Genomic DNA, 26210 nt, shown 5'->3' with positions numbered 1-26210 from the left:
ATGAACGATAACGCGGTGTGCCTGCTAAACCCCGGCAGCCTCAAGCCGCGCCGCATGCTCGACGAACAGCCGCACCGGATCCGCGCCCTTGCCCACCAGTCCCAGCGACTGGTTGACGATGTCGAAGTGATCCAGCGGATAGTCATCGCCAATCACCGTGCCCAGATGCGAGCTGTAGCGCCCGACCATCCCGTCACACTGCCCCGGTTCGCGCACAAAGGTTTTCGCGAACAAGCGGCAGCTGCGATTGGTGCCGTCGAACAGGTTGCCGCCGCGGTCGGTCTTGCCCGGCTGCAGCGTGCCCGACCACGAGTAATAGCGCACACCGTTGACCTCTTCCGGCCCGTGTCCGCCCCAGGTGTCAGGCAGGCCTTGTGGATAACGCTGATTGAACAGCGCCACGCCTTCGCTGGTCAGCGATTGGTGCGAAGCGTGGATATCCACCGGCAGCTTCGGCCCGCGGTAACCGGTTTCCAGTAACGCCATCAGCCAGCCGACAACGCGCAACAACACCTCAAGGACGCGTCCTCTGGCGCTGTCCGCCGGATAGTGTTTTTGCAGATAGTCGGCCAGTTCCGAACCGTGATTGGGTCCGGCCACCGAGGTCACCGACGCGACCAGATCCGGACGTTTGGCCGCTGCATAGCGTGCGGTCAGCGAACCCTGGCTGTGGCCGAACAGGTTGACCCTGGCCGCGCCGGTCTCGCGCAGGATCTCGTCGATCCGCGCCAGCAATTGCTCGCCGCGCACTTCGGTGGAATTGAGCGGCGACACCTGCACCGCAATGACCGTCGCACCACCACGGCGCAAGGCTTTGATGATTCCGTACCAATACGGATAGAGCACCAGCCGGATAAACCCGAGCATGCCCGGCACCAGCACCAGTGGATAACGCGTCGACATGGGCAAACATCCTTGTGGTCGATGAGTGGATGCAAGGCGTGCAAAACGCCCGCCAAGCATCCTCCCTGATGATGACAACTCAACGACCAGCCTACTTCAGCCCCGCCACCCCCGCCACAATCAGACCTACCGAGAGCAGTTTGACCAGCGTCAGGCTTTCGCCGAGCAACGCGAACCCCAGGAACACCGTGCCCAGCGAGCCAATCGCCGTCCAGACCGGATAGGCAATGCTCACCGGCAATTCACGCATGGCCAGCGTGAGAAAGTAGATCCCGCCGATTGCCGCAATCACGGTGATCAACGACGGCCACAACCGGGTGAAGCCTTCGGCGTACTTCATGCCCATGGCGAAGGTGACTTCGAACCCGGCGGCGATCAGCAGGAACAGCCAGGCCATCTAGAACGCCCCGGCGAGGTCGAACAAGCGCTGCTCGGCCTCCGCCACCGACGCTGCGAAGGTGCGTTCAGCGGATTCTTCACCCTCGGCCGCGACTACGGTGACGTCGTTGATACCGATAAAACCCAGCGCCGTGCGCAGCCATGGATCGGCATGGTTCAACGCCTCCAGCTCACCGCCCGGGCCAAAACCGAAGCCGCCGCGACTGGTGACGATCAGTGCCTTCTTGCCTTGCAACAGTGGCGTGTAGTTGGCAACGCCGTTATCCAGCGTGTGATCGAACGTCAGCCCCAGCCGCACGATCTGATCGACCCAGGCCTTGAGGCCGCTGGGCACGCTGAAGTTGTACATCGGCGTGGAGATCAGCAGCAGATCATGCTCGAACAGCTCGCCGACCAGTTGATCGCTGAGCGCCAGATCGGCCTGCATCGACAACGGCCGTGCTTGCGGCTCCGGGTAGAACGCCGCCGCTACGAACGCCTCGTTGACCGCTGGAATCAAGGCCCGACCGACTTCGCGGCGAGTGACGCGAGCCTGTGGATGATGCGCCTGCCAGGCGCTGAGAAAACCTTCAGCCAGACGCCGCGAATGCGAACGGTCACCGCGCGGACTGGCATGGATCACAAGAATCTTGCTCATCTGTCTTTCCTCCGGACTAGAATCAAACGGCTTGTGGCGTGCAGCTTGAGGCGCGCCGCTGCTGTCCTTCAAATGAGCAAAAATCAGTCGGGATGAATTCATTTCATCCGTGGAGTTTTCAATGTTCGCCTCGCTGCCGCTGACCGCCCTGCGCGCTTTCGAATCCGCTTCGCGCCTGTTGAGCTTCAAGGCTGCTGCCGAAGAGCTGTCGGTCACCCCCACAGCGATCTCTCATCAGATCCGCTCGCTGGAAGACTGGCTCGGCGTCGCCCTGTTCGAACGTCTGCCGCGTCAGGTGCGCCTGACCGAAGGCGGCGAGCGCCTGTTTCGCAGCCTGCACGGTGCCTTGCTGGAAGTGGCGCAAAGTGTCGACACCCTGCGCCCGCAACGCAGCGGCAGCAGCCTGACGCTGTCGACCACGGCCGCGTTCGCCGCGCTGTGGCTGGTGCCGCGCCTGGGGCGGTTTTATGCGCAGCATCCGAACATCAACCTGCGCCTCGATACCCATTGCGAGGTGATCGATCTGCATCAGGACGCCAGCGTCGATCTGGTGTTGCGCTACAGCCTCGATGACTATCCGAACCTGTATGGGCAGTGCCTGTTCGACGAGTCGTTCGGCGTTTACGGCTCGCCCGAGCAAGTGGCGCTGGCCGCGCGGCGCACGCCGACGCTGATCAGCGTGCGTTGGCACAACTCGAAGCTGTATGCCCATGGCTGGGAAGCCTGGTGCGCGCAGTCCGGCGAGCACTGGCTGCAGCAGCATCCGGTGAGTCGTGAATACGACGAAGAGCATTACGCCCTGCAAGCGGCGATTGCCGGGCAAGGGTTGGTCCTGGCAAGCAATATTCTGGTGTCGGAGAGTGTCAGCAGCGGGCTGCTGGTGCCGTACAAAGGCGAGATTCAGGTCGATGGCGCCGGGTACAGCGCGTTGTGCGTGCCGGGGCGCGAACGGCATCCACCGGTGCGGGCGTTTTTTACCTGGCTGCATGAGGAAGCGCTGTTGTCCGGGCTGACACGCAGATCGCAACCGTCGGCAGCGTCTGTAGAGCAGGCGGCAAAAATCTCATAAAACTTTTTGCTTCGCGCAGGACTCACAACTGGGGTAGGCGAGCACGCCTGTAGAGCGTGGCGCCAATCGGATTAGCCTCCAGGAGATCGAAATGAGCGACGACCTGCATCTGTCAGATGTCCAAACCCTGCGCGACCGTGCGCGCCAACACGTCGAGAACGGCGCCGTCACCGAAAGCTACAGCGCCGACCGTGAAGAGGTACTGCGCTTGCTCAACGCATCGCTGGCCACCGAACTGGTCTGCGTATTGCGTTACAAACGCCACTACTTCATGGCCTCCGGGGTGAAAGCCAGCGTGGCCGCCGAAGAGTTTCTTGAGCACGCCACCCAGGAAGCCCAGCACGCCGACCGCCTGGCCGAACGCATCGTGCAACTGGGCGGCGAGCCTGAGTTCAACCCCGACCAGCTGTCGAAAATGGCCCACGCCCAATACGTGGCCGGCTCCACCCTGAAAGAAATGGTCTACGAGAATCTGGTGGCCGAGCGGATCGCCATCGACAGCTACCGCGAGATCATTCAGTACATCGGCGAGAAAGATCCGACCACCCGGCGCATCCTGGAAGACATCCTCGCGCAGGAAGAAGAACATGCCGATGACATGGCCGATATCCTGAAAGACCTCTAAACCCTATCGCGAGCAGGCCCACGCCTACAGAGGAACGCATTCCCAATGCAGGAGTGAGCCTGCTCGCGATGGCGTCGTTATACACGCTGAAGTTATTGGGTTGGTTTAACGGTGACAGGCGCCTTGCCTGCCTTCATCTGCTCCAGCAACGGCGCACACTGATTAGGCTCGCCGCCGCTCGGTGCCACCAGGGCCAACAGCCCTGCCGCCGGCGCCGCAATCACACCCAGCGCCACCATACCCGCCCCACGCAGTATCAACGGCACGGCCTTGACCCCGGCATCCGGCTTGATGAACTTGCCGCGCACATACAAAGGTGAACGCAGGGAAATCAAACGCCAGCCCTTGGACTCCGGGGTCACCGTCAGATCGAGTTGCTCGGTGGCCATGTTGGCTGTGCCGTCGATATAGATGATCGCGTTCTCGGTATCGAAGACAAACAATCGCGTGGTCGCCAGACCCGTCTTGATGTCGAAGTCGGCCGCCGCGCAGTTGATCTTCACTTCCTTGTCACCAAAGATCTTGCCGACCACATAGTTACCGACGTTCAGCCCCGCCAGTTCCATCAGTTCGCGGCTGATTGCGCCGTCGTTGATCAGCATCTTCAGGTTGCCGTTGGCGCCGCCGAGCAACTTCGCCACCGAATTGCCGCGCCCGCTGATATCGGCATCACCGTTGAGCTCACCGAAACTGGTTTTCATCGGCTCGAAGGTGGGGAACAGTTCCTTGAGCTTGAACTTGCGCGCAGTCAGTTTCGCCCGGCCTTCCAGCGGCTCGGTGCGGCCGTCGAGGCGGATTTGCGCATCGAGGTTGCCGCCAGCCACGCCGAAGCGCAGCGGTTCGAGGCTGAGTTCGCCGTCGTTGAGTTTCAAATGGGTATAGAGGTCGGTGAACGGCAGTTTCTCGCTGTGGACAATGCGTTTGCCGGTGAACTCGACATCGGCGTCCATCGCGCGCCAGCGATCGGTCTTGAACTCTTCCACCGGCAACACTTTATCGGCCGGCTGCTTGCTCTCGCCGCCTCGGGCCTTTTGCTTGGCGTTGGAGTCGGCGCCGATCAGCGGGGCGAGGTCGGCGAACAGCAATTGGTTGGACAGCAACGCGCCGCTGAGTTTCGGCCGCGGCTGGCTCGCGACATAAGTCAGGTCGCCGTGGATATCACTGCTGCCGATCTTGCCGTTGAACTGCTCATAGGTGAACGTCGCCCCGGCCACGTCATGCAGTTTGGCGATCAAGTGACCGTCGGTGGAATAGGGTGGTGTGTCGGGCAGGGTCACGCCGGTCAGCGGATACAGGTTACCCAGGCTCGCGCCGGCCAGTTTCAGGCGCAGATTTAGAGCGCCGAGGTTAAGCGGGTCAGTCAGGGTGCCGGCCAGGTCGAGGCTGGTGTCGCCGATCTTTGCCTGCGCCTGCAGCGGGAACGGTTTGCGCGCGTCCTGCAAGGCCAGCAGCCCGCCGATCTTGCCTTGGCCGGTGAGGCTCTGGCCGTGGTACTGGCCTTTGACCTTCAACGCAAACGCATAATCCTGGGGCGCGCCGCCCTTGTCCTGGGCGGTCTTGGCCGCTTTGTCACCGACGATTTCGCTGAATGGAATCGGTTTGCCCAGCGGATCGATCAGCACATCGAGGCTGGTCTTGAGGGTCTGATCGTCGAGGGTCACATGGCCCTTGTCGAAACCGATGGCGCCGATGTCGACCACCCAGTTCGACGGCTCGGCATTCGGGTCCTTGGGATCGAACTTGAACACCCAGTTGGCGCGACCGTCCGCCAGCCGCTGCAACTCAGCGTTGGGCTCGGTCAGGTCGATACGCGGAATCACCACGCGCTGCGCGAGCAAGGCCAGCGGCGAGATGCGCAACTCGACCCGCTTGAGGGTCACCATCTGCGGCTTTTTCGACCAGTCCGGATTGCCCAGGCTCAGGTCTTCGGCCACCACGTGCGGCCACGGCACCCACGACCGCCAGCCGCCCTCATCGGGCTCGCGCTGCCAGATCACCGCGAGGTTGCCATTGATGGCGAACGGTCGGTGCAGTTCTTCCGAGACTTTGGCGTTGAGCGGCGGTTTGATCCGGTTCCAGTCGAAGAACACGATGATCAACACCAGCACAGCCAGTAGCAGCACGAGAATGGTGAGGGTCCAGCTGAAGATTTTTCCAGTGCGCGTCATGCACAAAGCTCCTGATCACGACCGCACGCAAAGACTGCGGCGTACGGCTGAAACGGCGGGCCAAAGCGGCCCTCATGAAATCTACGACTGGCAAACGGGCCGCAGGTTTAATCGAAAGGCCAATTACCGCGCAAAAAGCCGCGCGAAATCTGACCGATCAGTCGAGCAGCGTTACCGCGCCCGCACTTTTGCGAGGCGCGAGTGAGTCGAAAATACCCACTGCAGTGCAAAAGCGTCGCTCTGAAAGGCCCGATCTAGAGCCTCCCGGCTGAACAATCAATTCTGTTGATTATTACCATTGCGTTTATGAACTTTTATATCGACTTATCGAGAGTAGCATTGCCTCCGTACCCACTTTATCGCCCTCCCAAGGAGCAACCCATCATGAAACGCCAATTACTGTTCAGCCTGACCCTGTCGATGCTAGCCAGCACTGCTTTCGCCCTGCCCGCTGCCGATCAGGCTACCCCGCAAGTGAAATCCAGCCACTCGGTGTTCAGCCAAACCGTAGCGGCTGATGGTTCGGACCGCACGCCACAAGGCCAGACGCTGGCTGAAAACGGTCGCAACCGCCTGGAAGAAAAAGGTCTGGTGCAAGACGGCTCCGATCGCACGCCACAAGGCCAGGCGCTGGCTGAAAACGGCCGTAATCGCCTGGAAGAGAAAGGTCTGGTTCAAGACGGTTCCGATCGCACCCCACAAGGTCAAACCCTGGCGTCTGACGGCAGCGATCGCACCCCACAAGGTCAGACCCTGGCTGCCGATGGCAGCGACCGCACCCCACAAGGTCAGACCCTGGCTGAAGATGGCTTCGACAAAACCCCACTGGGCCAAGCCGTTGCCGAAGGCGGTGGTGACCGTGTGATCGAACGCAACAGCCAATTGAGCTAAGCCCGTGGTGGCCTGGAAAAAAAGCCCGATCAAGCGATTGGGCTTTTGACTTTTCAGTCCCGGTAAAATCCTGCCTGACCTGCCCCTGCGGTTCGACGCCGACAAAGTCGATTTGCTAGAGTGCGACGCTTGTCCTGCCGAAGAACACACCTTGCGATGCTGCCCCGCGCCGAACAGAAACAACAGACCCGCAACGCCCTGATGGACGCTGCCCGCCACCTGATGGAAAGCGGCCGAGGATTCGGCAGCCTGAGCCTGCGCGAAGTGACGAAGACCGCCGGCATTGTACCCACCGGTTTTTATCGGCACTTTGCCGATATGGACGAACTGGGTCTGGTGCTGGTCAGCGAAGTCGGCCAGACCTTCCGCGAAACCATCCGCCTGGTGCGGCACAACGAATTCGTCATGGGCGGCATCATTGATGCGTCGGTGCGGATCTTTCTCGATGTGGTCAGCGCCAATCGCTCGCAATTCCTGTTCCTCGCGCGCGAGCAGTACGGCGGCTCGCTGCCGGTGCGCCAGGCGATCGGGCGTTTGCGCGAAAACATCAGCGCCGACCTCGCCGCCGACCTGACGCTGATGCCCAAGCTGCAGCATCTGGATGCGGCCGGGTTGAGCGTGATCGCCGACCTGATCGTCAAATCGGTGTTCGCCACTTTGCCGGACATCATTGATCCCCCCGCCGAAGCCTTGCCGGAGCATCTGACGCCCCAGGCGAAGATCACCCAGCAACTGCGCTTCATCTTTATCGGGCTCAAGCACTGGCAAGGGCTGGGCAGTACCGAGTAACAACCTCTTCCTTACTGACACCCCTACAAAGGTGCGGCGTCACGGCCTCCATTTGGTGCATGTAAAAACCTTCATGCACCAAAACACCCCAAAACTCCGCAACATCTTGAAACATCCACTACGCTCCGACAGGGATTTCCTACATCCCGTCCGATTGGCAAGGCCCTTGCTCTAGCCTGAGCATTGTCCATAGCTGGAAGTTTTCCGATGCTGGTGATTCACCGCAGAATCGAGTCTCAACCCGTCTGGGCCGCCGAGTTGCACCTGACCTTCGAAGCCCGGAGCAAAAGCCGTTTGCGCTGTTTCAGTGCCGAGGGTGAAGACGTCGGGTTGTTTTTGGAGCGCGGCCAGCCCCCGTTGTTTGATGGTGAGTGCCTGCAGGCCGAAGACGGCCGCATTGTCCGCGTCTGCGCCCGCCCCGAGCAATTGCTGCACGTCACCTGCGCCAATACCTTTGAACTGACCCGCGCCGCATATCACCTGGGCAACCGCCATGTGGCGCTGCAGGTCGGCGATGGCTGGCTGCGCTTACTCGACGACTATGTGCTCAAGGCCATGCTTGAACAGCTCGGTGCACAGGTCGAAGCGATCGAAGCGCCGTTCCAGCCAGAGCACGGCGCCTACGGTGGCGGCCATCACCATTCGCGGCACGGCGACGAAGATTTCAACTACGCGCCAAAACTCCATCAGTTCGGCGTACGCCTGTGAACCCGGCCTGGGCGCTGCTGCGCCTGGCCAGTCCGCAATTGCCGATTGGCGGCTACAGCTATTCGCAAGGCCTGGAAATGGCGGTGGAAAACGGTCGCGTCAACAACCCGGACAGCGCCCGGCGCTGGATCAGCGATCAGTTGCTGCTCAACCTCGCACGCTTCGAAGCGCCACTGCTGCTGGCCCACTGTGCGGCAGCGGCGGAGCAAAACTGGGATGAATTAAGGCAGCTGTGCGAATCCCACCGCGCCAGCCGCGAGACCCGCGAGTTGCATCTGGAGAGCCGGCAGATGGGCTACTCGTTGCAACAACTGCTCAGCGGCTTGCCGGAACTCGACACCCCCGCTCGCGAATTTCTTGATCAGTGTGCTGAACCGCATCTGGCTCTCGGCTGGGCACTGGCGGCGCGTGCCTGGGGCATCAGTGCGCAAGACGCCCTCGCCGCCTGGCTCTGGAGCTGGCTGGAAAACCAGCTCGCGGTGCTGATGAAAACCCTGCCGCTGGGCCAGCAAGCCGCCCAGCGCCTGACCAGCGAACTGCTGCCGCTGCTGCAACAGGCGCAGCAGGACGCCACCCGAATCCATCCCGAACACATCGGCAGCGCCGCGTTCGGTCTGTCCCTGGCGTGCATGGCCCATGAGCGCCAGTACAGCCGTCTGTTCCGTTCCTAGGAGAAACACCACATGAACGCACAACCTCTGCGAGTCGGCATCGGCGGCCCGGTCGGCTCCGGCAAAACCGCGTTGACCCTGGCCCTGTGCCTGGCCCTGCGCGAGCGCTATAACCTCGCGGTCGTCACCAACGATATCTATACCCGCGAAGACGCGGATTTTTTGGTGCGCAACGAAGCACTGGCACCGGAGCGGATCATCGGCGTGGAAACCGGCGGCTGTCCGCACACGGCGATCCGCGAAGACGCCTCGATCAACCTCGAAGCGGTCGACCAACTGAACCGGCGCTTTCCGGGGCTCGACCTGATCCTGGTGGAGTCCGGCGGCGACAACCTGTCGGCGACGTTCAGTCCGGAACTGTCCGACCTGACCATTTATGTGATCGACGTCTCGGCCGGCGACAAGCTGCCGCGCAAGGGTGGGCCCGGTATCTGCAAGTCGGACCTGCTGGTGATCAACAAGATCGACCTGGCGCCGCTGGTGGGCGCGTCGCTGGAGATGATGGACAGCGACACAAAACGCATGCGCAACGGCAAGCCGTTCGTGTTCAGTAACCAGAAAACCGGTCAGGGCCTGGAAGACATCATCGCCTTCATCGAACGCCAGGGCCTGCTGACCGCTGCCTGATCAATGACCAACAAGGAAGCTTATCCATGACACTTAATCGCATTCTGGGCGCTGTCGCGCTGCTGCTGACCCCGGCGCTGGCCTTCGCCCACCCGGGGCATGGCGACTCTGGCCTGGTTGCCGGCATCAGCCATCCGATCGGCGGCCTCGACCATTTGCTGGCGATGATCGCCGTGGGCCTGTGGGCGGCACAGCAGCAAGGTGCCGCACGTTGGGCGCTGCCGTGCACGTTTGTCGGCACCATGCTGATCGGCGGCATGCTCGGTTTTGAAGGGCTGGAATTGCCAGCGCTGGAAAGCGGGATTGCCGCATCGGTGCTGGCATTGGGTCTGGCAGTGGCCTTGGCGGTGCGGCCGCCGTTGGTCATGGCAGTAGCGGCGACGGCGCTGTTTGCGTTGTTCCATGGCGTGGCGCATGGTCTGGAACTGCCAGACATGAGCAGTCCTTGGACGTATGCGGCGGGTTTCGTTGTGGCGACCGCCGCTTTGCATGCCGTCGGTTATGGCGTGGTTCGCGTGTTGCCGCAGGCAGCGGCGCCGCTGGTGCGGTTGGCGGGTGCGGCTTCGGCGGTGACTGGGGCTTGGTTGCTAGCAGGCTAGTTTTTATTGTCTGAACTGGCCTTTTCGCGAGCAAGCTCGCTCCCACATTGGATTTGTGGCGAACACAAAACCTGTGGAAGCGAGCTTGCTCGCGAAGGCGGCCGATCAGACGCCGCATCGCTGATGTCAGTCTCTCTGCTACCATGTCGCGCAATCGCCCCAGCCGTGACGACGTCCGCCCATGCCCCACGCTTCCCGCTCCAACCTCCTGCCTGAATTGACCGCCCTGTTCAGCGACGTGCACCAGCACTTCGTCAACGTCATCGTGCCGCTCTGGCAAGGTCCGGGCTGGAACGCCGACATGGCGCTGCCTTACGAAGCGCTGGACGCCGCCCACCAACCGCTGCCACCGCAACGCTATCGGGCGATGGCCTGCGCACGGCAGCTGTACCTGTTTTCCAGCCTGATCGGGGTTGTGGATAACGCCGAAGTCCGTGCGGCGGCGCTGTTTCGCTCGTTGCAACGGCACTTTCACGATGCCGAGCATGGCGGCTGGTTCTACAGCGTCGATGCCCAGGGCAAACCGCTGGATCAGCGCAAGGATCTCTACACCCACGCTTTTATCCTGTTTGCCTGCGCGCATTACTGGGCAAAATCCGGCGATCCGCTGGTCGAGTCGACGTTGAATGCGGCGCTGGAAATCATCGGCCGGCGCTTCGCCACCGGCGATGGCTTGTACGAAGCCTGCCTGGAACGCGACTGGATCACCCTGCAAACCGGTCCACTGCAAAACCCGCTGATGCACCTGGCCGAAGCGTTCCTCGCCACCCTCGCCGTGCGCGAAGATGCCCAGACGCAGACAGCGTTGCTGGCGTTATGCACAGCCATGCACAAGCAGTTCGTCGATCCGCAATATGGCGTGTTGATGGAGAAGCCGCTCGGGGCTGTGGATAACTGGTATGAGCCGGGGCATCAGTTCGAATGGTATTTCCTGCTCGAATCGTCGCCGTTATTGCGTGGTTCGAAACTGCATGCGGCGCTTGAACGGGCGTTTGCCTTCACCGAGCAATACGGTGTGGTGCAGCCATCCGGCGCAGTACGGGCGATGCTCGATCTGGAAACGGACGGACGCCCGCGAGACTCGACCCAGCGGATCTGGGCGCAAGCAGAATATCTGCGCGCGCTGACCTTGCGTCAGGGCAGTGAAGCGGTGGTGCTGCGCCAGTTACAGGCGTTGCAGCAGCGGTTTCTGCATGCCGGTGGCTGGCATGAGTGCCGGGATGAGTTGGGGGAAGTCAGTCGCAAGGACATGCCATCGACGACCCCTTACCACTTGGCGACTTGCTACGGCGGCCTGGCTGAATATCTTCGCTGACGGATAAATAGCTATCGCGAGCAGGCTCGCTCCCACAGGTGATTGTGCGGCTCACAAATAGTGTGTTCAGCGCAATTCAATGTGGGAGCGAGCCTGCTCCGGGCGGCGATCCGACGAATGGCCGTTATGCGGTCGTTAGGCAATCCACTTCTTGTCCCCGGTAAAGCTGATGGTCAACCACCGCGCCGCATCCGGCTTGCCCAGCTTCGCGGAAATCTCTTCGCGCAACGCATCCAGTTGCCCGACATAGCTCAGCGCATAATCCGCCGGCAACACCACATGAATCTCGATAAACCGCGCCCGCCCGTGCTTCTGCACGTACGACACATAATCGTCGAAACCGTGTTCGGTTTTCGCCGCGTCCATCACCTGGCGCACCTGATCATCCAGCGTGTCCGGGGCAATCCCCAGGACATCTCGCAGGGCCGGGCCAAGAATCTTGAACGCCGGCGGCAACATGGTCAGGGCCAGCACGATCAGGATCAGCGGGTCGACATACACCGCCCACTGCCCATAGCCCTTCGACTTGAGCAGCAGCGCCGCGAGGAAACTGATCAAAAGGCCCACGGACAGCATCGCGTCCACCAGCCAACTGATGTTGTCGAACTGGATCAGGCTGGATTTGAGCTTGCGGTTACGGTGCCGGACGTAGAAAAAGTAGGCGAACTCGACCACGGTAAACACCGCCGCATAAATGATCACCAGTCCTAACTCGATGTCGCGGCCACCGTTGATGATGCCGAACACGCCATTGAGAAACGCATAGATCGCGATCAGCATCAGGAAACTGCCTTCGATCAGCAGCACCATCGGCTCCAGATGCCAGAAACCGAACTGGAAACGGTGGTTGCTTTCCTTGGCGATCAGCTTGGCCGTGATCAGCATCAGGACTTTGATGAAGGTTGCGATCAGCGAGAAAAAACCATCAAACAGGATGGATTGGGAACCTGAAACAAAACCGGTGACGATCCCGGCAATCGCCACAGCCAACATCAGAATGGTCGATTGTTTGAGCAGTGCCTGCTCACCTCGGTTACTCACTTTGACTCCTCGAAAAACCCTGAAAACCGCGGGGTGCGGTTGGGTTGTTGCGAGGGGAGTTTACCTTATCGGGATTTATTGCCTGTGACGGCCCCTTCGCGAGCAAGCTCGCTCCCACATGAGACCGCGATCAAATGTGGGAGCGAGCCTGCTCGCTAAGGGCTCCAGCGCGGTCTTAAGCCTTGTTCCGCTCAATGGCAAAACCCGCCCAGGTCTGGCTCACCGGCATCAGCTCGAGGCTGTTGATGTTGATGTGCGCCGGCGTGTTCATGACCCAGAAGATCGTCTCGGCGATGTCCTGCGGCTGGATCGGCTCGGCGCCAGCGTAGGTCGCGTTGTAGCGCTCCTGGTCACCGGCAAAACGCACCAGCGAGAACTCGCTTTCGCACAGGCCCGGCTCGATGTTGCTGACGCGCACGCCCGTGCCCTGCAGGTCGCAACGCAGGTTCAGCGAGAACTGTTTAACGAACGCCTTGGTCGCGCCATACACATGGCTGCCCGGGTACGGATAGTTGCCGGCGATGGAGCCGAGGTTGACGATACCGGCGCCACGGCCATGCGCGATCAGGCGTGGCAGCAGCAGACGTGTGGCGTACATCAGGCCTTTGACGTTGGTGTCGACCATGGTGTCCCAGTCATCCAGGTCGCACTTCGGCGCCGGGTCAACACCCAGCGCGAGGCCGGCGTTGTTGATCAGGCCGCGCAGCTTGGCGAACGATGGCGGCAGGTTGGCGATCGCCTCTTCCATCGCCTTGCGATCGCGTACATCGAGCACCAGACCGTGGACTTCAGTCTGCGTGGACAACTCGGCGCACAGGGCGGTCAGGCGTTCTTCACGACGGCCTGTCAGCACCAGTTTCCAGCCGGCCTCGGCAAAACGGCGGGCACAGGCTTCACCAAAACCGGACGTCGCGCCGGTGATAAACAGGGTGTTGGACATCGTGTTCTCCTTGCTTCGGCCGCCGAGGCGGCCCTTGGAATAGAAAATCAGCAGGCAGCATGCCCGCCCGCGCATGCACGGGCAACACCCACAAGCTGTACAAAAAACAACCAAGCCTGCCAACACCATAGCCACCGTGGCCTGCAGCCATGTGCACGCATGTTATCCACAGTCCCTTCCACAGTTTCCGGGGGCAAGTGCAAACGCGCAAAGCCGCGCCACATAAGGCTTTGCGGGGGAAATAGAAAGTTTTTTGCTTGACCCTGAAGTGGCAGTTGTGCCGGACGTGGCATTTTGCACGACCGACCGGTCACACCAGTGATTGCGCGAGGCCAGCAATTACGGCCCTCAGCGCGGTCTTTCCAGAGTTTAATCACAGACTTATCCACAGGCTTGTTCACATGGAACAGCCTGATAGTCGACGCCCAGAAAAAGGTTGACAACGAAGGTGTCAGCTCCTGCAAAAAAGCCTGATCAAAAAACAGCCACCGCCTTGCAGGCCACGTTTTAAAAGGCTTGCAGCCAGATACACCCACCTTATTCACAGCCAGCTCCACAGCAAACGGGGACAAGTCAAAACTGTGGAAAAACAGCCATTTGCAGCGTCTATATGTCGCGCTTTGGCAGCAGGCGGAATTTGTTTTCCACAATTCGCGAATCCGGCGCAAATCAACTGAAAGAGTGAGCCTGCTCGCGATCGCGGGTTCCCATTCGCCATCACCGCTGGCTGATACACCGCGATCGCGAGCAGGCTCACTCCTCCGGGGTTTTGCGGTGGGTTTAAGAGATAAAAAAGCCCCGGGACTTGCGTCGCCGGGGCTGTGCATAACGTGGGAACAATCAGTGCCCGCCCAGATAAGCGTTACGCACCTCCTCATTCACCAGCAGTTCCTTGCCTGTGCCAGTCAGGCGAATCTCGCCGTTGACCATCACATAGGCCCGGTCCGACAGCTTCAACGCGTGGTTGGCGTTCTGCTCGACCAGGAAGATGGTCATGCCGGTTTTCGCCAGTTCGCGCAGGGTGGCGAAGATCTGTTTCACCACAATCGGCGCCAGGCCCAGGCTCGGTTCGTCGAGCAGCAACAGCTTCGGCCGACTCATCAGCGCGCGGGCGATGGCGAGCATTTGCTGTTCGCCGCCGGACATGGTCATCGCCCGCTGCGTACGCCGTTCCTCGAGCCGCGGGAACAGTTCGAACATGCGCTGCATGTCTTCCTTGGCGTACTTGTCGCCAATCGGGATGGTGCCCATCAGCAGGTTCTCCTCGACGGTCATGTCGGGGAACACCCGCCGCCCTTCGGGCGACTGCGCAATGCCGTTGGAGGCGATGTAGTGCGAGGACTTGTGGGTAATGTCGACGCCTTGATAGAGGATCTGCCCGCCCGCCGCCCGTGGCTGGCCGAAGATCGACATCAGCAGCGTCGACTTGCCCGCGCCGTTGGAGCCGATGAGGCTGACGGTCTCGCCTTCGTTGATTTCAAGCGACACGCCTTTGAGGGCCTGGATCGGGCCGTAGAACACGTCCAGGTCCTTGAGTTGGAGGATCGGTTGGGTCATGCCACTTCCTCTTCATCGGCGCCGAGATAGGCGGCAATCACTTTCGGATCATTGCGAATCGCTTCAGGGCCACCTTCGGCGATGACCACGCCGTGGTCCAGCACCACGATGTGGTCGGAGATGCTCATGACCATGCCCATGTCGTGTTCGATCAGCACCACGGTCAGATCGTGCTCGTCGCGCAGCAGCCGGATCATCGCGCTCAGCGCTTCGGTTTCCTGAGGGTTGAGGCCGGCGGCCGGTTCGTCGAGGCAGATGATCTGCGGCCGCGTGCACATGGCCCGGGCGATCTCCAGGCGGCGCTGTTGGCCGTAGGACAGTTCACCGGCGAGACGGTTGGCGCAGTCCACCAGATCGACCACTTCCAGCCAGTAGAACGCGCAATCCAGCGCATCGCTTTCGGCCTTGCGGTAGCCCTTGGTGTTGAGGATACCGGCGAGCATGTTGCGGTTGACCCACATGTGCTGGGCCACCAGCAGGTTTTCCAGCACCGACATTTCCTTGAACAGGCGAATGTTCTGGAAGGTCCGCGCCAGTCCCGCACGGTTCACCAGATGCGTACCGCCGAACATCTTGTAGTACAGACGGCTGAGGAACGACTTCGGCGAAACGAAATCGGTCGGTTTGAACGATTCGCCCAGCAACTGGATGACGTTGGTCTGCTTGCCGCGCACGTTGAGTTCGATCTTGCCGCCGGAGGCCTTGTAGAACCCGGTCAGGCAGTTGAACACCGTGGTCTTGCCCGCACCGTTGGGGCCGATCAGGGCGAAGATCGAGTTGCGTTTGACCTTCAGGCTGACATCGCTCAAGGCCTTGATGCCACCGAAATGCATCATCAGTTTTTCCACAGAGAGTACGACTTCACTCATGGCGCAGCCCTCTCATAGTGAATGGCACCTTTGCGTGGAGTGACCCCGGTACGGCTGATGCGGATCAGCCCTCGTGGTCGCCAGATCATCATTAACACCATCAGGATGCCGAACAGCAGCACGCGGTATTCAGCGAAGCCGCGCAGCAGCTCCGGAGCAACCGTGAGCACGAACGCCGCAATCACCACGCCGATGGTCGAGCCCATGCCGCCGAGCACGACGATGGCGAGGATCAGCGCTGATTCGAAGAAGGTGAACGAGGTCGGGTTGACGAAACCCTGGTAAGTGGCGAAGAACACACCAGCGAGGCCGGCCGTCGACGCACCGATGGTGAACGCCGAGAGCTTGACCAGAACGTGGTTGAGGCCCATCGAGCGGCAGGCGATTTCGTCTTCACGCAGGGCTTCCCAGGCGCGGCCCACCGGCATCTTCACCAGCCGATGCTTGATGTACAGCACGGCCAGTACCACGAGGAACAATACCGCGTAGATGAAGTAATACTTCACGTCCGGGTTGTAGGCGATGCCGAAGAACTCATGGAACGGCACCCCGCCATCCTTCGCCCGCTTGCCGAACTCCAGACCGAAGAACGTCGGCAACGGCGCCGGCATACCGTTCGGGCCGCCGGTCAGTGACAGCCAGTTGTTGAGGATCAGGCGAATGATTTCACCGAAGCCCAGCGTCACGATCGCCAGATAGTCGCCATGCAGGCGCAACACCGGGAAACCGAGGATGCAACCGGCCAGGCCGGCAGTGACCGCCGCCAGTGGCAGCACGGTCCAGAACCCCAGCCCGAGGTACTGGTAACCGAGTGCCAGACCGTAGGCGCCGATGGCGTAGAACGCCACGTAACCGAGGTCGAGCAGACCGGCCAGGCCGACCACGATGTTCAGCCCCAGCCCCAACAGCACGTAGATCAACCCGAGGATGACCACGCCCAGCAGGTACGAGTTGGAGACAAACGGCACGATGACCGCGAGCACAATCAGCAGCGGGATGATCCAGCGCAGACTGGATTTGTGGTCGGACGGCAATACATGCACGCCCGAACCGCTGCTCTCGAACCCGTCGAGAATCTTCAGGCCCTTGGGCGTTTGCAGGAACAGGCTGAGGGCGAAGCGGCCGAGCATGACGATGCCGATGATCCACGCAACACGGGTCGGCTCGAGGTTGAAGCTGTAGCCGTCGAGTACCACGCCGACAATCGGGCCGAACACGATCAGGGCAATCAGGCCGGCCAGAATCGCCTCAACCAGGCTTTTTTTGATATCAATGCTTTTTTGAGTGGTTGAAGACATCGCTTACACCTTCGACACAAGAGGACGGCCCAACAGGCCCTGCGGCCGGAAGACCAGAACAAGTACGAGCAGCGAGAAGCTGAACACGTCTTTGTAGTCGGAGTTGACCAGGCCGGAGAACAGCGACTCGGAGATGCCGAGAATGATCCCGCCGAGCATCGCGCCAGGCAGCGAACCAATACCGCCCAGCACCGCCGCGGTGAACGCCTTGATGCCGATAATGAAGCCGGCATAGAAGTCGAAAGTGCCGTAGTTCATGGTGATCAGCACGCCGGCCAGCGCCGCCATGGCTGCACCGATGATGAACACATAGGAAATGACCCGGTCGGTGTTGATGCCGAGGATCGAGGCCATCTTGCGGTCTTGCTGGGTCGCGCGGCACATGCGGCCGAGCTTGGTGTACTTGATCACGTAGGTCAGCAGACCCATGCCGACGAAGGCGGCCACCAGAATGAAGACTTTGGTGTAGGTCAGTTGCACGAAGCCAGTACCGACTTCAACGCGCCACGCACCGCTCAGCAGGGTCGGCACACCCTGTTGTTTGGCGCCCTGGGCGATCTGTGCATAGTTTTGCAGGATCAGGGAGATACCGATGGCGCTGATCAACGGTGCCAGTCGGGTGGAGTTGCGCAGGGGTTTGTAAGCGACTCGCTCGATGACCCAGCCATACACCGCCGTGATCACGATGGTGAAAATCAGCGTGCCGAGCATCAGCAGCGGGAAGGATTCAATACCGAAGTAAGCCAGCAGAGCCAGACTGATTGCCGCCAGGTAAGCGGAAATCATGTAAACCTCGCCGTGAGCGAAGTTGATCATGCCGATGATGCCGTAGACCATTGTGTAGCCGATGGCGATCAGGCCATAGACCGACCCGAGGGTCAGGCCGTTGACCAGTTGCTGCAGGAAAATACCATCCATAACGCAATCTCACGCAGTGAGAACCTGCACATCGGTGATGTGCGGTTCTTCTAGGAAAAATACAGATTTACGTCGGAGCAATGTCAGAGCGCGAACAGTTCGAACACCACTGGACCTTGTGGGAGCTGGCTTGCCAGCGATAGCGGTAGAACATTCAACACAGTTGTCGACTGTCAGGCCGTCATCGCGGGCAAGCCCGCCCCACAGGGATTTGCGGAGTTCAAAGGGTCGCGTCAGCCCTTACTTCTGTTTTTCCAGCTGGTGATATTTGCCGTCCTTGTCCCACTGGTAAACCACGTAGTCGGAGACTTTCAGGTCGCCCTTGGAGTCCCAGGTTTTTTCGCCCATCACGGTTTTCACCGGGTTGGCCTTCAGCCACTTGGCAGCGGCTTCGCCGTCGTTTTTCTTCGCGCCGTTGAACGCGGCCGCCAGGGTTTGTACCGAAGCGTAGGCGTACAGGGTGTAGCCCTCAGGTTCGGTACCGGCCTTGCGGAAGGCGTCTACCACGGTCTTGCTGTCTGGCAGCAGGCGTGGGTCGGCGCCAAAGGTCATCAGCACGCCGTCGACGAATTGCGGGCCACCGGCGGTGGTCACCAGTTCGTCGGTCACAATGCCGTCATCGGACATGAACTTGACGTCTTTCAGGCCTTGCTCACGCAGTTGGCGAACCAGCGGACCGGCCTCCGGGTGCAGGCCGCCGAAGTAGACGACATCGGCGCCAGCGCCACGGATCTTGGTGACGATGGTGCTGAAGTCTTTTTCGCCACGGGTCAGGCCTTCGTACAACACGGGCGTCACGCCGCGTTTGACCAGTTGTGCCTTGGTGGCATCCGCCAGGCCTTGGCCGTAGGTGTCTTTGTCGTGCAGCACGACGACTTTCTTGCCCTTGAGCACGTCGACGATGTAGTCGCCGGCCACAATGCCTTGCTGGTCATCACGCCCGCACATACGGAACATCGCGCTGAGGCCACGCTCGGTGACTTGTGGGTTGGTCGAACCCGGGGTGATCGCGATGATCCCGGCTTCGTCGTAGATTTCCGACGCTGGAATGGTCGAAGAGGAGCAGAAGTGACCGACTACACCGGCGACTTTCTGGTTGGTGAGGTCCTTGGCGACCGTCACGGCCTGCTTCGGTTCGCAGGCGTCATCGCCCTTGACCAGAACGATTTTCTCCCCGTTGACGCCGCCCGCCGCGTTGACCGCGTCCGCCGCGGCCTGTGCACCCTTCATGTACTGCTCGCCAAATGCCGCGTTGGCGCCAGTCATTGGACCCGCTACACCGATTTTCACATCAGCTTGAGCAAACGCAGAAACACCCAGCGCAGTAGCGACTGCGAGGGCCAGAAAGCCTTTCTTGTAAAACGTCTGGGACATGAGGTGGTGCTCCAAGGTTTTTTTTAGTTGGCACTGCGACTTCACTTCACTGATTGCTCTGAGCAAGCGCCGTGCCATCGGTTTTTTATTCTTCAAAAAGTCGCTGCTTTCTTGTTATTTCGACTGTTTCGTTCCCATTTTCATTGGGCGTGCAACCGTCTAAACCGCGGAAGGTGAAACCTTTTAAAATCTCAGGCGCAACCCGCTTGCGCCATCATTGCAACCGCGGCACCAAACGACGTGCAACCAGCCTGTAACAGCCCGCGTCACCGAACTGCACACTGCTGGTGCGGGACTGCTACAACCCGCACCATTACAGGCTAGTCGCTGCATCGAAAAGCGCCGCTTCCGGCAACATATTTCAACACTCAGATAACGATGCGCAGGCACTGGCCCGCGTGATACAGCGAGAACCCGGCCTCGTACAGGCAACTGCGCAGGCCCACACCCGCCAGGGGCTGCATCGGTGCAAAAGGAATCGGCAAGGCTTGAGGATTGCCGTGACACAGGTAATCGGCGAACGCCTTGCCAACCACCGTGCCGGTGGTAACGCCACGCCCGTTGTAACCGGTGACGGCCACCAGTCCCGGTGCCGGCTCGAACAGGCGCATCAGGTGATCGGGGGTGAAGGCGATGCGCCCGGTCCAGGTGCACTCCCATTCCACCGGCTTCAGGTTAGGGAAGTAGTGTTGCTGCACACGATCGGCCCAGGCCTTGAGAAACCACGTGGGTTTCTGATTGCCGTTGCCGAGGCTGCCGAGCAACAACCGTCCGTCCTTGTCGCGGCGGATGCTGCTCAACACTTGCCGGGTATCCCACGAGCCCTGCCCGCCCGGAAGAATGGCTTGCGCCGCGTCTTCGGTCAGTGGCACCGACGAGACCTGATAGTAGTAGCCGGGGAAGAAGTTACGTTTGAGTTCAGTCCAGTCGCCTTCGGTGTAGGCGTTGGAGGCGATCACCACTTGCTCGGCGAGCACCGAACCCTGCCCGGTCTGCACCGACCATTGCGGGCCCTGGCGTTCAAGGCGGGTGACCGGCGAGTGATCGAACATCTGCCCGCCCAACCCCTTCACAGCGTTGGCCAGACCGGTGACATAGGCCATCGGGTTGAGCGTGCCGGCGCGGCGATCGAGCAATGCGGCGGCAATCTTTTGCGTACCGGTGGCCTGTTCACAGGCCTTGCCGGTGAGCAATTCGACCGGCGCACCACGACGCTTCCATTGCTCTTCGCGACTGCGCAGATCCGCCTCACCCTTGGCGTTGTGCGCCATGTGCAGAGTGCCTTCGCGGCGCAACTGGCAGTCGATGTTGTATTTATCCACCAGGCTGAACACCAGCGCCGGCGCCGCCCCGAGCATGCGGTTGAGCTGACTGCCGACCGCTTCGCCGAAACCGGCTTCGATCTCGTCCGGTGGAATCCACATGCCGGCATTGACCAGCCCGACGTTGCGCCCGGAACCGCCGTGCCCGGCGCGATGCGCTTCCAGCACGCAGACGCTTTTACCTTTTTCCAACAGATGCAGCGCCGCCGACAACCCGGTAAACCCGGCACCGATCACGCAGACATCGACCTTGACCTCGCCGCGCAGCGCGGTGTTATCCGGGCGTTGCGGCGTGAGTTTTTCCCACAGACATTCTTCGCGTAACGGCATTGCCAAGCTCCTGTCGGAGCAGCTGCAAGCTTTAAGCTACAAGCAGCAAGCCGATCTGCTTGTAGCTTGGGGCTTGAGGCTCGCTGCTGCTTAATCGAATGTAATGCCCTGCGCCAGCGGCAACTCCAGCGAATAGTTCACGGTGTTGGTCTGGCGGCGCATGTACGCGCGCCATGCGTCGGAGCCCGACTCACGACCGCCACCGGTTTCCTTCTCGCCACCAAACGCGCCGCCGATTTCCGCGCCGCTCGGGCCGATGTTGACGTTGGCGATGCCGCAGTCACTGCCGACCGCTGACATGAACCGCTCGGCCTCGCGCACGTCGGTGGTGAAAATGCACGACGACAGGCCTTGTGGCACCGCGTTGTTCAGGCGCAGCGCTTCCTCGAAATCGCTGTAGCCGACCACGTAGAGGATCGGCGCAAAGGTTTCGCTGCAGACCACATCGCTCTGCTCCGGCATTTCAACGATGGCCGGCGACACGTAGTAGGCATTGGGGAATTGCTCTTCGAGCTGACGCTTGCCGCCGAATACCCGGCCACCCTCGCTCAGCGCCTGCTCCAGCGCATCCTGCATGTTTTCGAAGCTGTGCTTGTCGATCAGCGGGCCGATCAGATTGCCTTCCAGCGGATGACCGATGCGCACTTTCGAGTACGCAGCTTTAAGGCGAGTGACGATCTCTTCCTTCACCGACTCATGGGCGATCAACCGACGTAATGTGGTGCAACGCTGGCCGGCAGTGCCGACCGCGCTGAACAGAATCGCGCGTACCGCCATGTCGAGATCGGCGCTTGGGCCGAGGATCATCGCGTTGTTGCCGCCGAGCTCCAAAATGCTACGGGCAAAACGCGCGGCGACTTTCGGCGCCACTTCGCGGCCCATGCGGGTGCTGCCAGTGGCGCTGATCAGCGCGACACGTGGGTCATCGACCAGCGCTTCGCCGGCATCGCGGCCACCGATGATCACTTGGCACAAGTTGGCCGGGGCATCGGTGAAATTCTTCACCACACGATCAAACAGTGCCTGGCAGGCCAGTGCGGTCAGCGGGGTTTTCTCCGACGGCTTCCACACCACCGGGTTGCCGCAGACCAGCGCCAGCGTAGTGTTCCACGCCCACACCGCGACCGGGAAGTTGAACGCACTGATCACGCCGACCACGCCCAGTGGATGCCAGGTTTCACGCATGTGGTGGCCCGGGCGCTCGGAGGCGATGGTCAAGCCGTACAACTGACGGGACAGGCCGACGGCGAAGTCGCAGATGTCGATCATCTCCTGCACTTCACCCAAACCTTCCTGGGTGATCTTGCCCGCTTCCCACGACACCAGCTCGCCGAGATCGGTCTTGTATTCGCGCAACACTTCGCCGAACTGACGCACCAGCTCGCCACGACGCGGGGCCGGAACCTTGCGCCATTGCTCGAACGCATGATCTGCGCGACTGATGTGCTGCTCGACTTCGGCCGGGCCTTCCCAGTTCACCGCAGCGATGCGGCTGCCGTCGATGGGCGAATGCACCGGCACCTTGCCGTTCTGGTACAGGGCCGGGTTCACACCGAGACGATCAAGCAATGCGGCAACCATGGGTCACTCCTCAAGCAAAAAACTGAATGTGTGCGGACGCTTTTTCGCGACCGGGCAGGCCTTTAGTTGTAGCGTCACAATGGCGAGGCAACAAACGACCTTTACGCGAGATATCATTCCGTTTATTCATGCTGCGCTGAGAAAGACAAGAAAAGGACCACCCATGCTGAATAAACGCCACCTGCCGTCGATCACCGCGTTGCAGTGCTTCGAGGCCGTGACCCGGCACTTGAGTTTCACCCGGGCCGCCGAGGAGCTGAACCTGACCCAGAGCGCCGTCAGCAAACAGGTGGCGCAGCTTGAGGAATTGTTGCAGCACTTGTTGTTCCGCCGCGTGCGTCGTCGCCTGCAGATGACCCCGGCCGGGGATTTGTACCTGGTGGAAGTCCGAAAAATCCTCACCCAGGTGGAAATGTCGACGCATTACCTGCGTTCCTACGGCGGCGAGACCGAAGTCCTGCGCGTGTCTACGCCTTCGACCTTCGGCGCCCGCTGGCTGGTGCCGCGCCTCAAAGGCTGGCGCCTGCGCCACCCGTCGATTCACCTCGATCTTTGCAACGAGCAGGAGGCGGATGATTTGCTGCAAGGGCGCAGCGATCTGGCGTTCTACTTTGGCCAGGGTTCACGCCCCGGCACCGAGTGCCTGAAGTTGTTTGGCGAGGAGCTGGTGCCGGTCTGTGCGCCGGGCAGCCTGCCGGACAAACCCTTCACGGACCCGACGCAACTGACCGACCTGGTGCTGCTGCAAAACGCCTCGCGCCCGCAGGCCTGGCACGACTGGTTCGACAGCCAGGGTTACCAGACCGAGCACAGCTACCACGGGCCACGCTTCGAAACCTTTTATATGTGCATCCGCGCCGCCCAGGTCGGTTGCGGTGTGGCGTTGTTGCCACGGTTTCTGGTGGAAGAGGAATTGGCCGACGGCAAACTGGTCATTCCCTGGCAGCATGCGATGCCCAGTTCCGACGCTTATTACCTGGCCTATCCGGAGCACGCGGCGGAAGTGCCGAAGGTGCGCGATTTTGTGAAGTGGATGCTCGAACAGATTGATAGCCCGGATGCCTACTGACCTCTCTGAGCTGCCGAAGGCTGCAATCTTTTGATTGTCAAAAACGAGGTCAAAAGATCGCAGCCTTAGGCAGCTCCTACCAGAGAATTTGTCAGGCGATCACAAACAAGTTATCCACAACCTGGGCTTGAGCGAGACGTGCGCGCAGATCGGCGTCTATAGCGCAATCATCCGGCTTGTACAACCGAACGCGCCGATAAGCATCGACCCGATTGATATCGTGCCCAAGAAACTCCCAAACGACCCTTGTACAAGAAGGAGCACGGTGATCAGCAGCAGAAACACCCAGCTTCAAACCATTGAGCCGCGTGATACAGCTTTTGAAACTCGGGATGAGAATGGTTTGGCTGATCTCGTTTGAAGTCAGCGATTCATAATCGACAAAAAAAAGGCGATCCCGCAGGTAATAAGCAATACCCAGATACTGATACCGTTCAAAATCCCCTCCCGCTCCGGCAATCTGTAAGCGCTCGTTTCGTTCATAAACAATGTCATCATCTTCCTCGCGTACATGCACAAGCGAACACAGAATGGAGCCAGGTTCGGTCATGGCATGGTAGTACTCGTAGTAATAACCGACATGGGTTTTCAGTTCGGGTGAAGACTGTTGACGCAGGTGTTCATGCATTATCCGTGATGCCACCACCGCTCCCGAGGCCTGATTCTTATTAGCCTTATCGCCAATCAAAGCGATAAATTGCTCCGGTGGCAGACCTATCTCAAATTCTTCCACACCAAAAAAATCACAAATGCGTTTGAGATTGAAAGGTGTTGGAACGCTTTTTCCACAAAGATACTTATTGAACTGCCCACGATTAATTCGAAGTTTCCTACAAACTTCTGCGACGGATCTGTAGTGACTACACAGCAGCTTCAAGTTAGCCGGAAAAAATTCACACATACAATGACCCAACAGAAATCAAGAGGCGGTAACCATAGCACCAACTCGCATCACATTTAAGCAACTTGAGAAATTGCACCGAATGAAATATGGCTGGATATTACGACTCCTGAAACGCAGGACTGATGACACCATTAATATGCCAGCACTCTAAATAGCAAGGAGCTTTGAATGCTAGACATCATCAACGATTTTCTGTCGGGCAAGGTATTAATACCTTTAGTTCTAGGACTGGGAAGCTACTTCACCCTCCGGTCGAAATTTGTCCAATTCAGATATTTCCCCCATATGTTCGGTGTTTTACAGGGGAGCTGGCGTGCCAGCGGCCATCACTTGAGTTCATTTCAGGCACTGACGCTCAGCCTTGCCGGCCGTGTCGGTACTGGCAATATAGTTGGCGTCGGGATTGCAGTGAGCATGGGCGGGCCCGGCGCAGTATTCTGGATGTGGGTGACCGCTCTATTAGGCATGTCGAGCAGCTTCTTCGAGTGTACGTTAGGGCAACTGTACAAGCGCAGCGATGGCAAAGGCGTGTATCGAGGAGGCCCGTCCTGGTACATCCAGCACGGTCTGGACAAGCGCTGGCTCGGGATGATCGCGGCTGTGCTACTGCTGGTGACCTTTGGTTTTGCAATCAATGGTCTCGAGTCCCATGCTGTATCACACTCGTTAAAAGATGCGTTTGGTCTGCCGCCGATGTGGTCGGGGCTCGTACTGTCTTTGATGCTGGGAGTTGTCTTCATTGGCGGGATAAAACGTATAGCTGCGGTAGCCGATCTTCTGGTTCCACTAAAGGTTCTTTCCTATGTTGGCGTCACGGCCTATGTGATCGTTCTACAGTTCGATCAGGTACCGGCAATGCTTATGACCATTATCAAAAGCGCATTCGGTCTGGATCAGGCGTTTGGTGGACTGGTTGGCAGCGCAATCATCATGGGTGTCAGACGAGGCGTTTTCTCCAACGAGGCAGGACTCGGCAGTGCTCCCAATGTCGCCTCAGTAGCGAAGATCGAACACCCGGTTGCACAGGGTGCCGTACAAGCGTTGAGTGTTTTCATCGATACATTCGTCATCTGTACCTGTACTGCGTTATTAATTTTGCTATCCGGATTCTACACGCCGGGTTTTGAAGGTGACGGGATTGCTCTGGCACAAAACTCGCTGGCAGCCGTCGTCGGGGAATGGGGACGCATGTTTATCAGCGTAGTGCTTGCGTTATTCGTATTTACCGCAATGCTGTACAACTATTACCTGGGAGAAAACAGCTTGCGGTTCATATGGGATGAACCACGAAAAATGCTGATTTTCTATCGTGTACTGGTATTGATATTAGTGTTCTGGGGCTCCGTCGAAGATCTATCTACTGTTCTGGCTTTTGCAGACATCTCCATGACGCTGCTCGCGCTCGTCAACCTCGTAGCCATGTTCCTGCTCTTCAAAATCAGCATGCGTGTTTTACGCGATTACGACGAACAACGACGTGGCGGAATCAAGGCTCCTGTTTTCGACTCAAGCAAATTCCTTGATCTGGATCTTGATCCGTTAGCGTGGCCGCCACAAAACGGCTGTCCAGGCACGATAATTCGTAGCTAGCCGGTTCTTTCGTCGA

General features: G+C 59.8%; 25 protein-coding genes. 11 read left to right on the top strand and 14 right to left on the bottom strand.

What is annotated here, in order from left to right; genetic code table 11:
- Positions 1–24 precede the first annotated feature (24 nt).
- The 3 genes from HV782_RS03870 to HV782_RS03860 form a co-directional block, all read right to left on the bottom strand.
- The gene (locus HV782_RS03870; RefSeq protein ID WP_123470979.1) at positions 25–903 is read right to left on the bottom strand and encodes an esterase/lipase family protein; all 879 of its coding nucleotides are present in this window, start codon (positions 901–903) and stop codon (positions 25–27) included.
- Positions 904–994: 91 nt separating this feature from the next.
- The gene (locus HV782_RS03865) at positions 995–1300 is read right to left on the bottom strand and encodes a DMT family transporter (RefSeq protein WP_123470977.1); all 306 of its coding nucleotides are present in this window, start codon (positions 1298–1300) and stop codon (positions 995–997) included.
- Positions 1301–1939, bottom strand: a complete 639-nt coding sequence (locus HV782_RS03860; protein ID WP_128614212.1) for an FMN-dependent NADH-azoreductase — start codon at positions 1937–1939, stop codon at positions 1301–1303. It lies immediately after the preceding gene.
- Positions 1940–2048: 109 nt separating this feature from the next.
- Here HV782_RS03860 and HV782_RS03855 point away from each other — a divergent pair, with 109 nt between their 5' ends.
- Positions 2049–3008 carry a LysR substrate-binding domain-containing protein gene (locus HV782_RS03855; RefSeq protein WP_225931056.1) on the top strand — a complete coding sequence of 320 codons (960 nt, stop codon included), beginning with the start codon at positions 2049–2051 and terminating at the stop codon, positions 3006–3008.
- Positions 3009–3099: 91 nt separating this feature from the next.
- Positions 3100–3633 carry a ferritin-like domain-containing protein gene (locus tag HV782_RS03850; protein ID WP_186748285.1) on the top strand — a complete coding sequence of 178 codons (534 nt, stop codon included), beginning with the start codon at positions 3100–3102 and terminating at the stop codon, positions 3631–3633.
- Positions 3634–3725: 92 nt separating this feature from the next.
- Here HV782_RS03850 and HV782_RS03845 read toward each other — a convergent pair whose 3' ends face one another.
- Positions 3726–5801 carry an AsmA family protein gene (locus HV782_RS03845; protein ID WP_186748286.1) on the bottom strand — a complete coding sequence of 692 codons (2076 nt, stop codon included), beginning with the start codon at positions 5799–5801 and terminating at the stop codon, positions 3726–3728.
- Positions 5802–6185: 384 nt separating this feature from the next.
- On the opposite strand from HV782_RS03845, the gene HV782_RS03840 reads away from it, so the two are divergent.
- The 7 genes from HV782_RS03840 to HV782_RS03810 all read left to right on the top strand — a co-directional run bounded on the left by HV782_RS03840 (position 6186) and on the right by HV782_RS03810 (position 11401).
- Positions 6186–6692, top strand: coding sequence for a hypothetical protein (locus HV782_RS03840; RefSeq protein ID WP_186748287.1), 507 nt, complete (start codon positions 6186–6188; stop codon positions 6690–6692).
- A 156-nt stretch (positions 6693–6848) separates the two neighbouring features.
- On the top strand, positions 6849–7481 hold the full coding sequence (locus HV782_RS03835; RefSeq protein WP_007966952.1) for a TetR family transcriptional regulator: 633 nt from the start codon (positions 6849–6851) through the stop codon (positions 7479–7481).
- A gap of 207 nt (positions 7482–7688) precedes the next feature.
- Positions 7689–8189, top strand: coding sequence for an urease accessory protein UreE (gene ureE / locus HV782_RS03830; RefSeq protein WP_186748288.1), 501 nt, complete (start codon positions 7689–7691; stop codon positions 8187–8189).
- Positions 8186–8860: an urease accessory protein UreF gene (locus HV782_RS03825; RefSeq protein WP_123470965.1), complete on the top strand. Its 675-nt coding sequence runs from the start codon at positions 8186–8188 to the stop codon at positions 8858–8860. The genes ureE and HV782_RS03825 overlap by 4 nt, the downstream gene beginning before the upstream one ends.
- A gap of 12 nt (positions 8861–8872) precedes the next feature.
- Positions 8873–9487 (top strand): urease accessory protein UreG, encoded by a 615-nt coding sequence (gene ureG / locus HV782_RS03820; RefSeq protein ID WP_123470963.1) that lies wholly within the window; start codon positions 8873–8875, stop codon positions 9485–9487.
- Positions 9488–9513: 26 nt separating this feature from the next.
- Positions 9514–10086, top strand: coding sequence for a HupE/UreJ family protein (locus HV782_RS03815; protein WP_186748289.1), 573 nt, complete (start codon positions 9514–9516; stop codon positions 10084–10086).
- A 181-nt stretch (positions 10087–10267) separates the two neighbouring features.
- The gene (locus HV782_RS03810) at positions 10268–11401 is read left to right on the top strand and encodes an AGE family epimerase/isomerase (protein ID WP_186748290.1); all 1134 of its coding nucleotides are present in this window, start codon (positions 10268–10270) and stop codon (positions 11399–11401) included.
- A 135-nt stretch (positions 11402–11536) separates the two neighbouring features.
- Here the strand turns inward: HV782_RS03810 and HV782_RS03805 are convergent, their stop codons facing one another.
- The 9 genes from HV782_RS03805 to amaB all read right to left on the bottom strand — a co-directional run bounded on the left by HV782_RS03805 (position 11537) and on the right by amaB (position 22631).
- Positions 11537–12442 carry a cation diffusion facilitator family transporter gene (locus HV782_RS03805; protein ID WP_186748291.1) on the bottom strand — a complete coding sequence of 302 codons (906 nt, stop codon included), beginning with the start codon at positions 12440–12442 and terminating at the stop codon, positions 11537–11539.
- Between the two features lie 175 nt (positions 12443–12617).
- Complete coding sequence (locus tag HV782_RS03800) at positions 12618–13382, bottom strand: SDR family oxidoreductase (protein WP_186748292.1); 765 nt, start codon at positions 13380–13382, stop codon at positions 12618–12620.
- An 840-nt stretch (positions 13383–14222) separates the two neighbouring features.
- Entirely contained in the window at positions 14223–14939 is a 717-nt protein-coding gene (locus HV782_RS03795) for an ABC transporter ATP-binding protein (protein WP_123470957.1), read from the bottom strand.
- On the bottom strand, positions 14936–15808 hold the full coding sequence (locus HV782_RS03790) for an ABC transporter ATP-binding protein (protein ID WP_128615917.1): 873 nt from the start codon (positions 15806–15808) through the stop codon (positions 14936–14938). The genes HV782_RS03795 and HV782_RS03790 overlap by 4 nt, the downstream gene beginning before the upstream one ends.
- The gene (livM, locus tag HV782_RS03785; RefSeq protein WP_128615916.1) at positions 15805–17106 is read right to left on the bottom strand and encodes a high-affinity branched-chain amino acid ABC transporter permease LivM; all 1302 of its coding nucleotides are present in this window, start codon (positions 17104–17106) and stop codon (positions 15805–15807) included. The genes HV782_RS03790 and livM overlap by 4 nt, the downstream gene beginning before the upstream one ends.
- A 3-nt stretch (positions 17107–17109) precedes the next feature.
- Positions 17110–18024, bottom strand: a complete 915-nt coding sequence (locus HV782_RS03780; RefSeq protein ID WP_034151619.1) for an ABC transporter permease subunit — start codon at positions 18022–18024, stop codon at positions 17110–17112.
- A gap of 240 nt (positions 18025–18264) precedes the next feature.
- Positions 18265–19398 (bottom strand): ABC transporter substrate-binding protein, encoded by a 1134-nt coding sequence (locus HV782_RS03775; RefSeq protein ID WP_123470951.1) that lies wholly within the window; start codon positions 19396–19398, stop codon positions 18265–18267.
- A 368-nt stretch (positions 19399–19766) separates the two neighbouring features.
- Positions 19767–21050, bottom strand: coding sequence for an L-pipecolate oxidase (amaA, locus tag HV782_RS03770; RefSeq protein WP_186748293.1), 1284 nt, complete (start codon positions 21048–21050; stop codon positions 19767–19769).
- 90 nt (positions 21051–21140) lie between these two features.
- Positions 21141–22631 carry an L-piperidine-6-carboxylate dehydrogenase gene (gene amaB, locus HV782_RS03765; RefSeq protein ID WP_186748294.1) on the bottom strand — a complete coding sequence of 497 codons (1491 nt, stop codon included), beginning with the start codon at positions 22629–22631 and terminating at the stop codon, positions 21141–21143.
- A gap of 163 nt (positions 22632–22794) precedes the next feature.
- Between amaB and HV782_RS03760 the strand changes: the two genes are divergently transcribed.
- On the top strand, positions 22795–23700 hold the full coding sequence (locus HV782_RS03760) for a LysR family transcriptional regulator (protein ID WP_186748295.1): 906 nt from the start codon (positions 22795–22797) through the stop codon (positions 23698–23700).
- A 91-nt stretch (positions 23701–23791) separates the two neighbouring features.
- Here HV782_RS03760 and HV782_RS03755 read toward each other — a convergent pair whose 3' ends face one another.
- On the bottom strand, positions 23792–24601 hold the full coding sequence (locus tag HV782_RS03755) for a helix-turn-helix domain-containing protein (protein ID WP_186748296.1): 810 nt from the start codon (positions 24599–24601) through the stop codon (positions 23792–23794).
- Between the two features lie 171 nt (positions 24602–24772).
- On the opposite strand from HV782_RS03755, the gene HV782_RS03750 reads away from it, so the two are divergent.
- Positions 24773–26194, top strand: coding sequence for an alanine/glycine:cation symporter family protein (locus tag HV782_RS03750; protein ID WP_186748297.1), 1422 nt, complete (start codon positions 24773–24775; stop codon positions 26192–26194).
- Positions 26195–26210 lie beyond the last annotated feature (16 nt).

It is taken from the genome of Pseudomonas monsensis (assembly GCF_014268495.2).
Taxonomy (GTDB): domain Bacteria; phylum Pseudomonadota; class Gammaproteobacteria; order Pseudomonadales; family Pseudomonadaceae; genus Aquipseudomonas; species Aquipseudomonas monsensis.
The sequence above is the reverse complement of the archived record's forward strand: the minus strand, read 5'-3'. Positions and strand labels throughout refer to the sequence as shown.

Coding starts and splice junctions, on each gene's coding strand:
- HV782_RS03870 (WP_123470979.1), bottom strand. CDS start 903: ATGTCGACGCGTTATCCACTGGTGCTGGTGCCGGGCATGCTCGGGTTT.
- HV782_RS03865 (WP_123470977.1), bottom strand. CDS start 1,300: ATGGCCTGGCTGTTCCTGCTGATCGCCGCCGGGTTCGAAGTCACCTTC.
- HV782_RS03860 (WP_128614212.1), bottom strand. CDS start 1,939: ATGAGCAAGATTCTTGTGATCCATGCCAGTCCGCGCGGTGACCGTTCG.
- HV782_RS03850 (WP_186748285.1), top strand. CDS start 3,100: ATGAGCGACGACCTGCATCTGTCAGATGTCCAAACCCTGCGCGACCGT.
- HV782_RS03845 (WP_186748286.1), bottom strand. CDS start 5,801: ATGACGCGCACTGGAAAAATCTTCAGCTGGACCCTCACCATTCTCGTG.
- HV782_RS03840 (WP_186748287.1), top strand. CDS start 6,186: ATGAAACGCCAATTACTGTTCAGCCTGACCCTGTCGATGCTAGCCAGC.
- HV782_RS03835 (WP_007966952.1), top strand. CDS start 6,849: ATGCTGCCCCGCGCCGAACAGAAACAACAGACCCGCAACGCCCTGATG.
- ureE (WP_186748288.1), top strand. CDS start 7,689: ATGCTGGTGATTCACCGCAGAATCGAGTCTCAACCCGTCTGGGCCGCC.
- ureG (WP_123470963.1), top strand. CDS start 8,873: ATGAACGCACAACCTCTGCGAGTCGGCATCGGCGGCCCGGTCGGCTCC.
- HV782_RS03815 (WP_186748289.1), top strand. CDS start 9,514: ATGACACTTAATCGCATTCTGGGCGCTGTCGCGCTGCTGCTGACCCCG.
- HV782_RS03810 (WP_186748290.1), top strand. CDS start 10,268: ATGCCCCACGCTTCCCGCTCCAACCTCCTGCCTGAATTGACCGCCCTG.
- HV782_RS03800 (WP_186748292.1), bottom strand. CDS start 13,382: ATGTCCAACACCCTGTTTATCACCGGCGCGACGTCCGGTTTTGGTGAA.
- HV782_RS03795 (WP_123470957.1), bottom strand. CDS start 14,939: ATGACCCAACCGATCCTCCAACTCAAGGACCTGGACGTGTTCTACGGC.
- HV782_RS03790 (WP_128615917.1), bottom strand. CDS start 15,808: ATGAGTGAAGTCGTACTCTCTGTGGAAAAACTGATGATGCATTTCGGT.
- livM (WP_128615916.1), bottom strand. CDS start 17,106: ATGTCTTCAACCACTCAAAAAAGCATTGATATCAAAAAAAGCCTGGTT.
- HV782_RS03780 (WP_034151619.1), bottom strand. CDS start 18,024: ATGGATGGTATTTTCCTGCAGCAACTGGTCAACGGCCTGACCCTCGGG.
- HV782_RS03775 (WP_123470951.1), bottom strand. CDS start 19,398: ATGTCCCAGACGTTTTACAAGAAAGGCTTTCTGGCCCTCGCAGTCGCT.
- amaA (WP_186748293.1), bottom strand. CDS start 21,050: ATGCCGTTACGCGAAGAATGTCTGTGGGAAAAACTCACGCCGCAACGC.
- amaB (WP_186748294.1), bottom strand. CDS start 22,631: ATGGTTGCCGCATTGCTTGATCGTCTCGGTGTGAACCCGGCCCTGTAC.
- HV782_RS03760 (WP_186748295.1), top strand. CDS start 22,795: ATGCTGAATAAACGCCACCTGCCGTCGATCACCGCGTTGCAGTGCTTC.
- HV782_RS03755 (WP_186748296.1), bottom strand. CDS start 24,601: ATGTGTGAATTTTTTCCGGCTAACTTGAAGCTGCTGTGTAGTCACTAC.
- HV782_RS03750 (WP_186748297.1), top strand. CDS start 24,773: ATGCTAGACATCATCAACGATTTTCTGTCGGGCAAGGTATTAATACCT.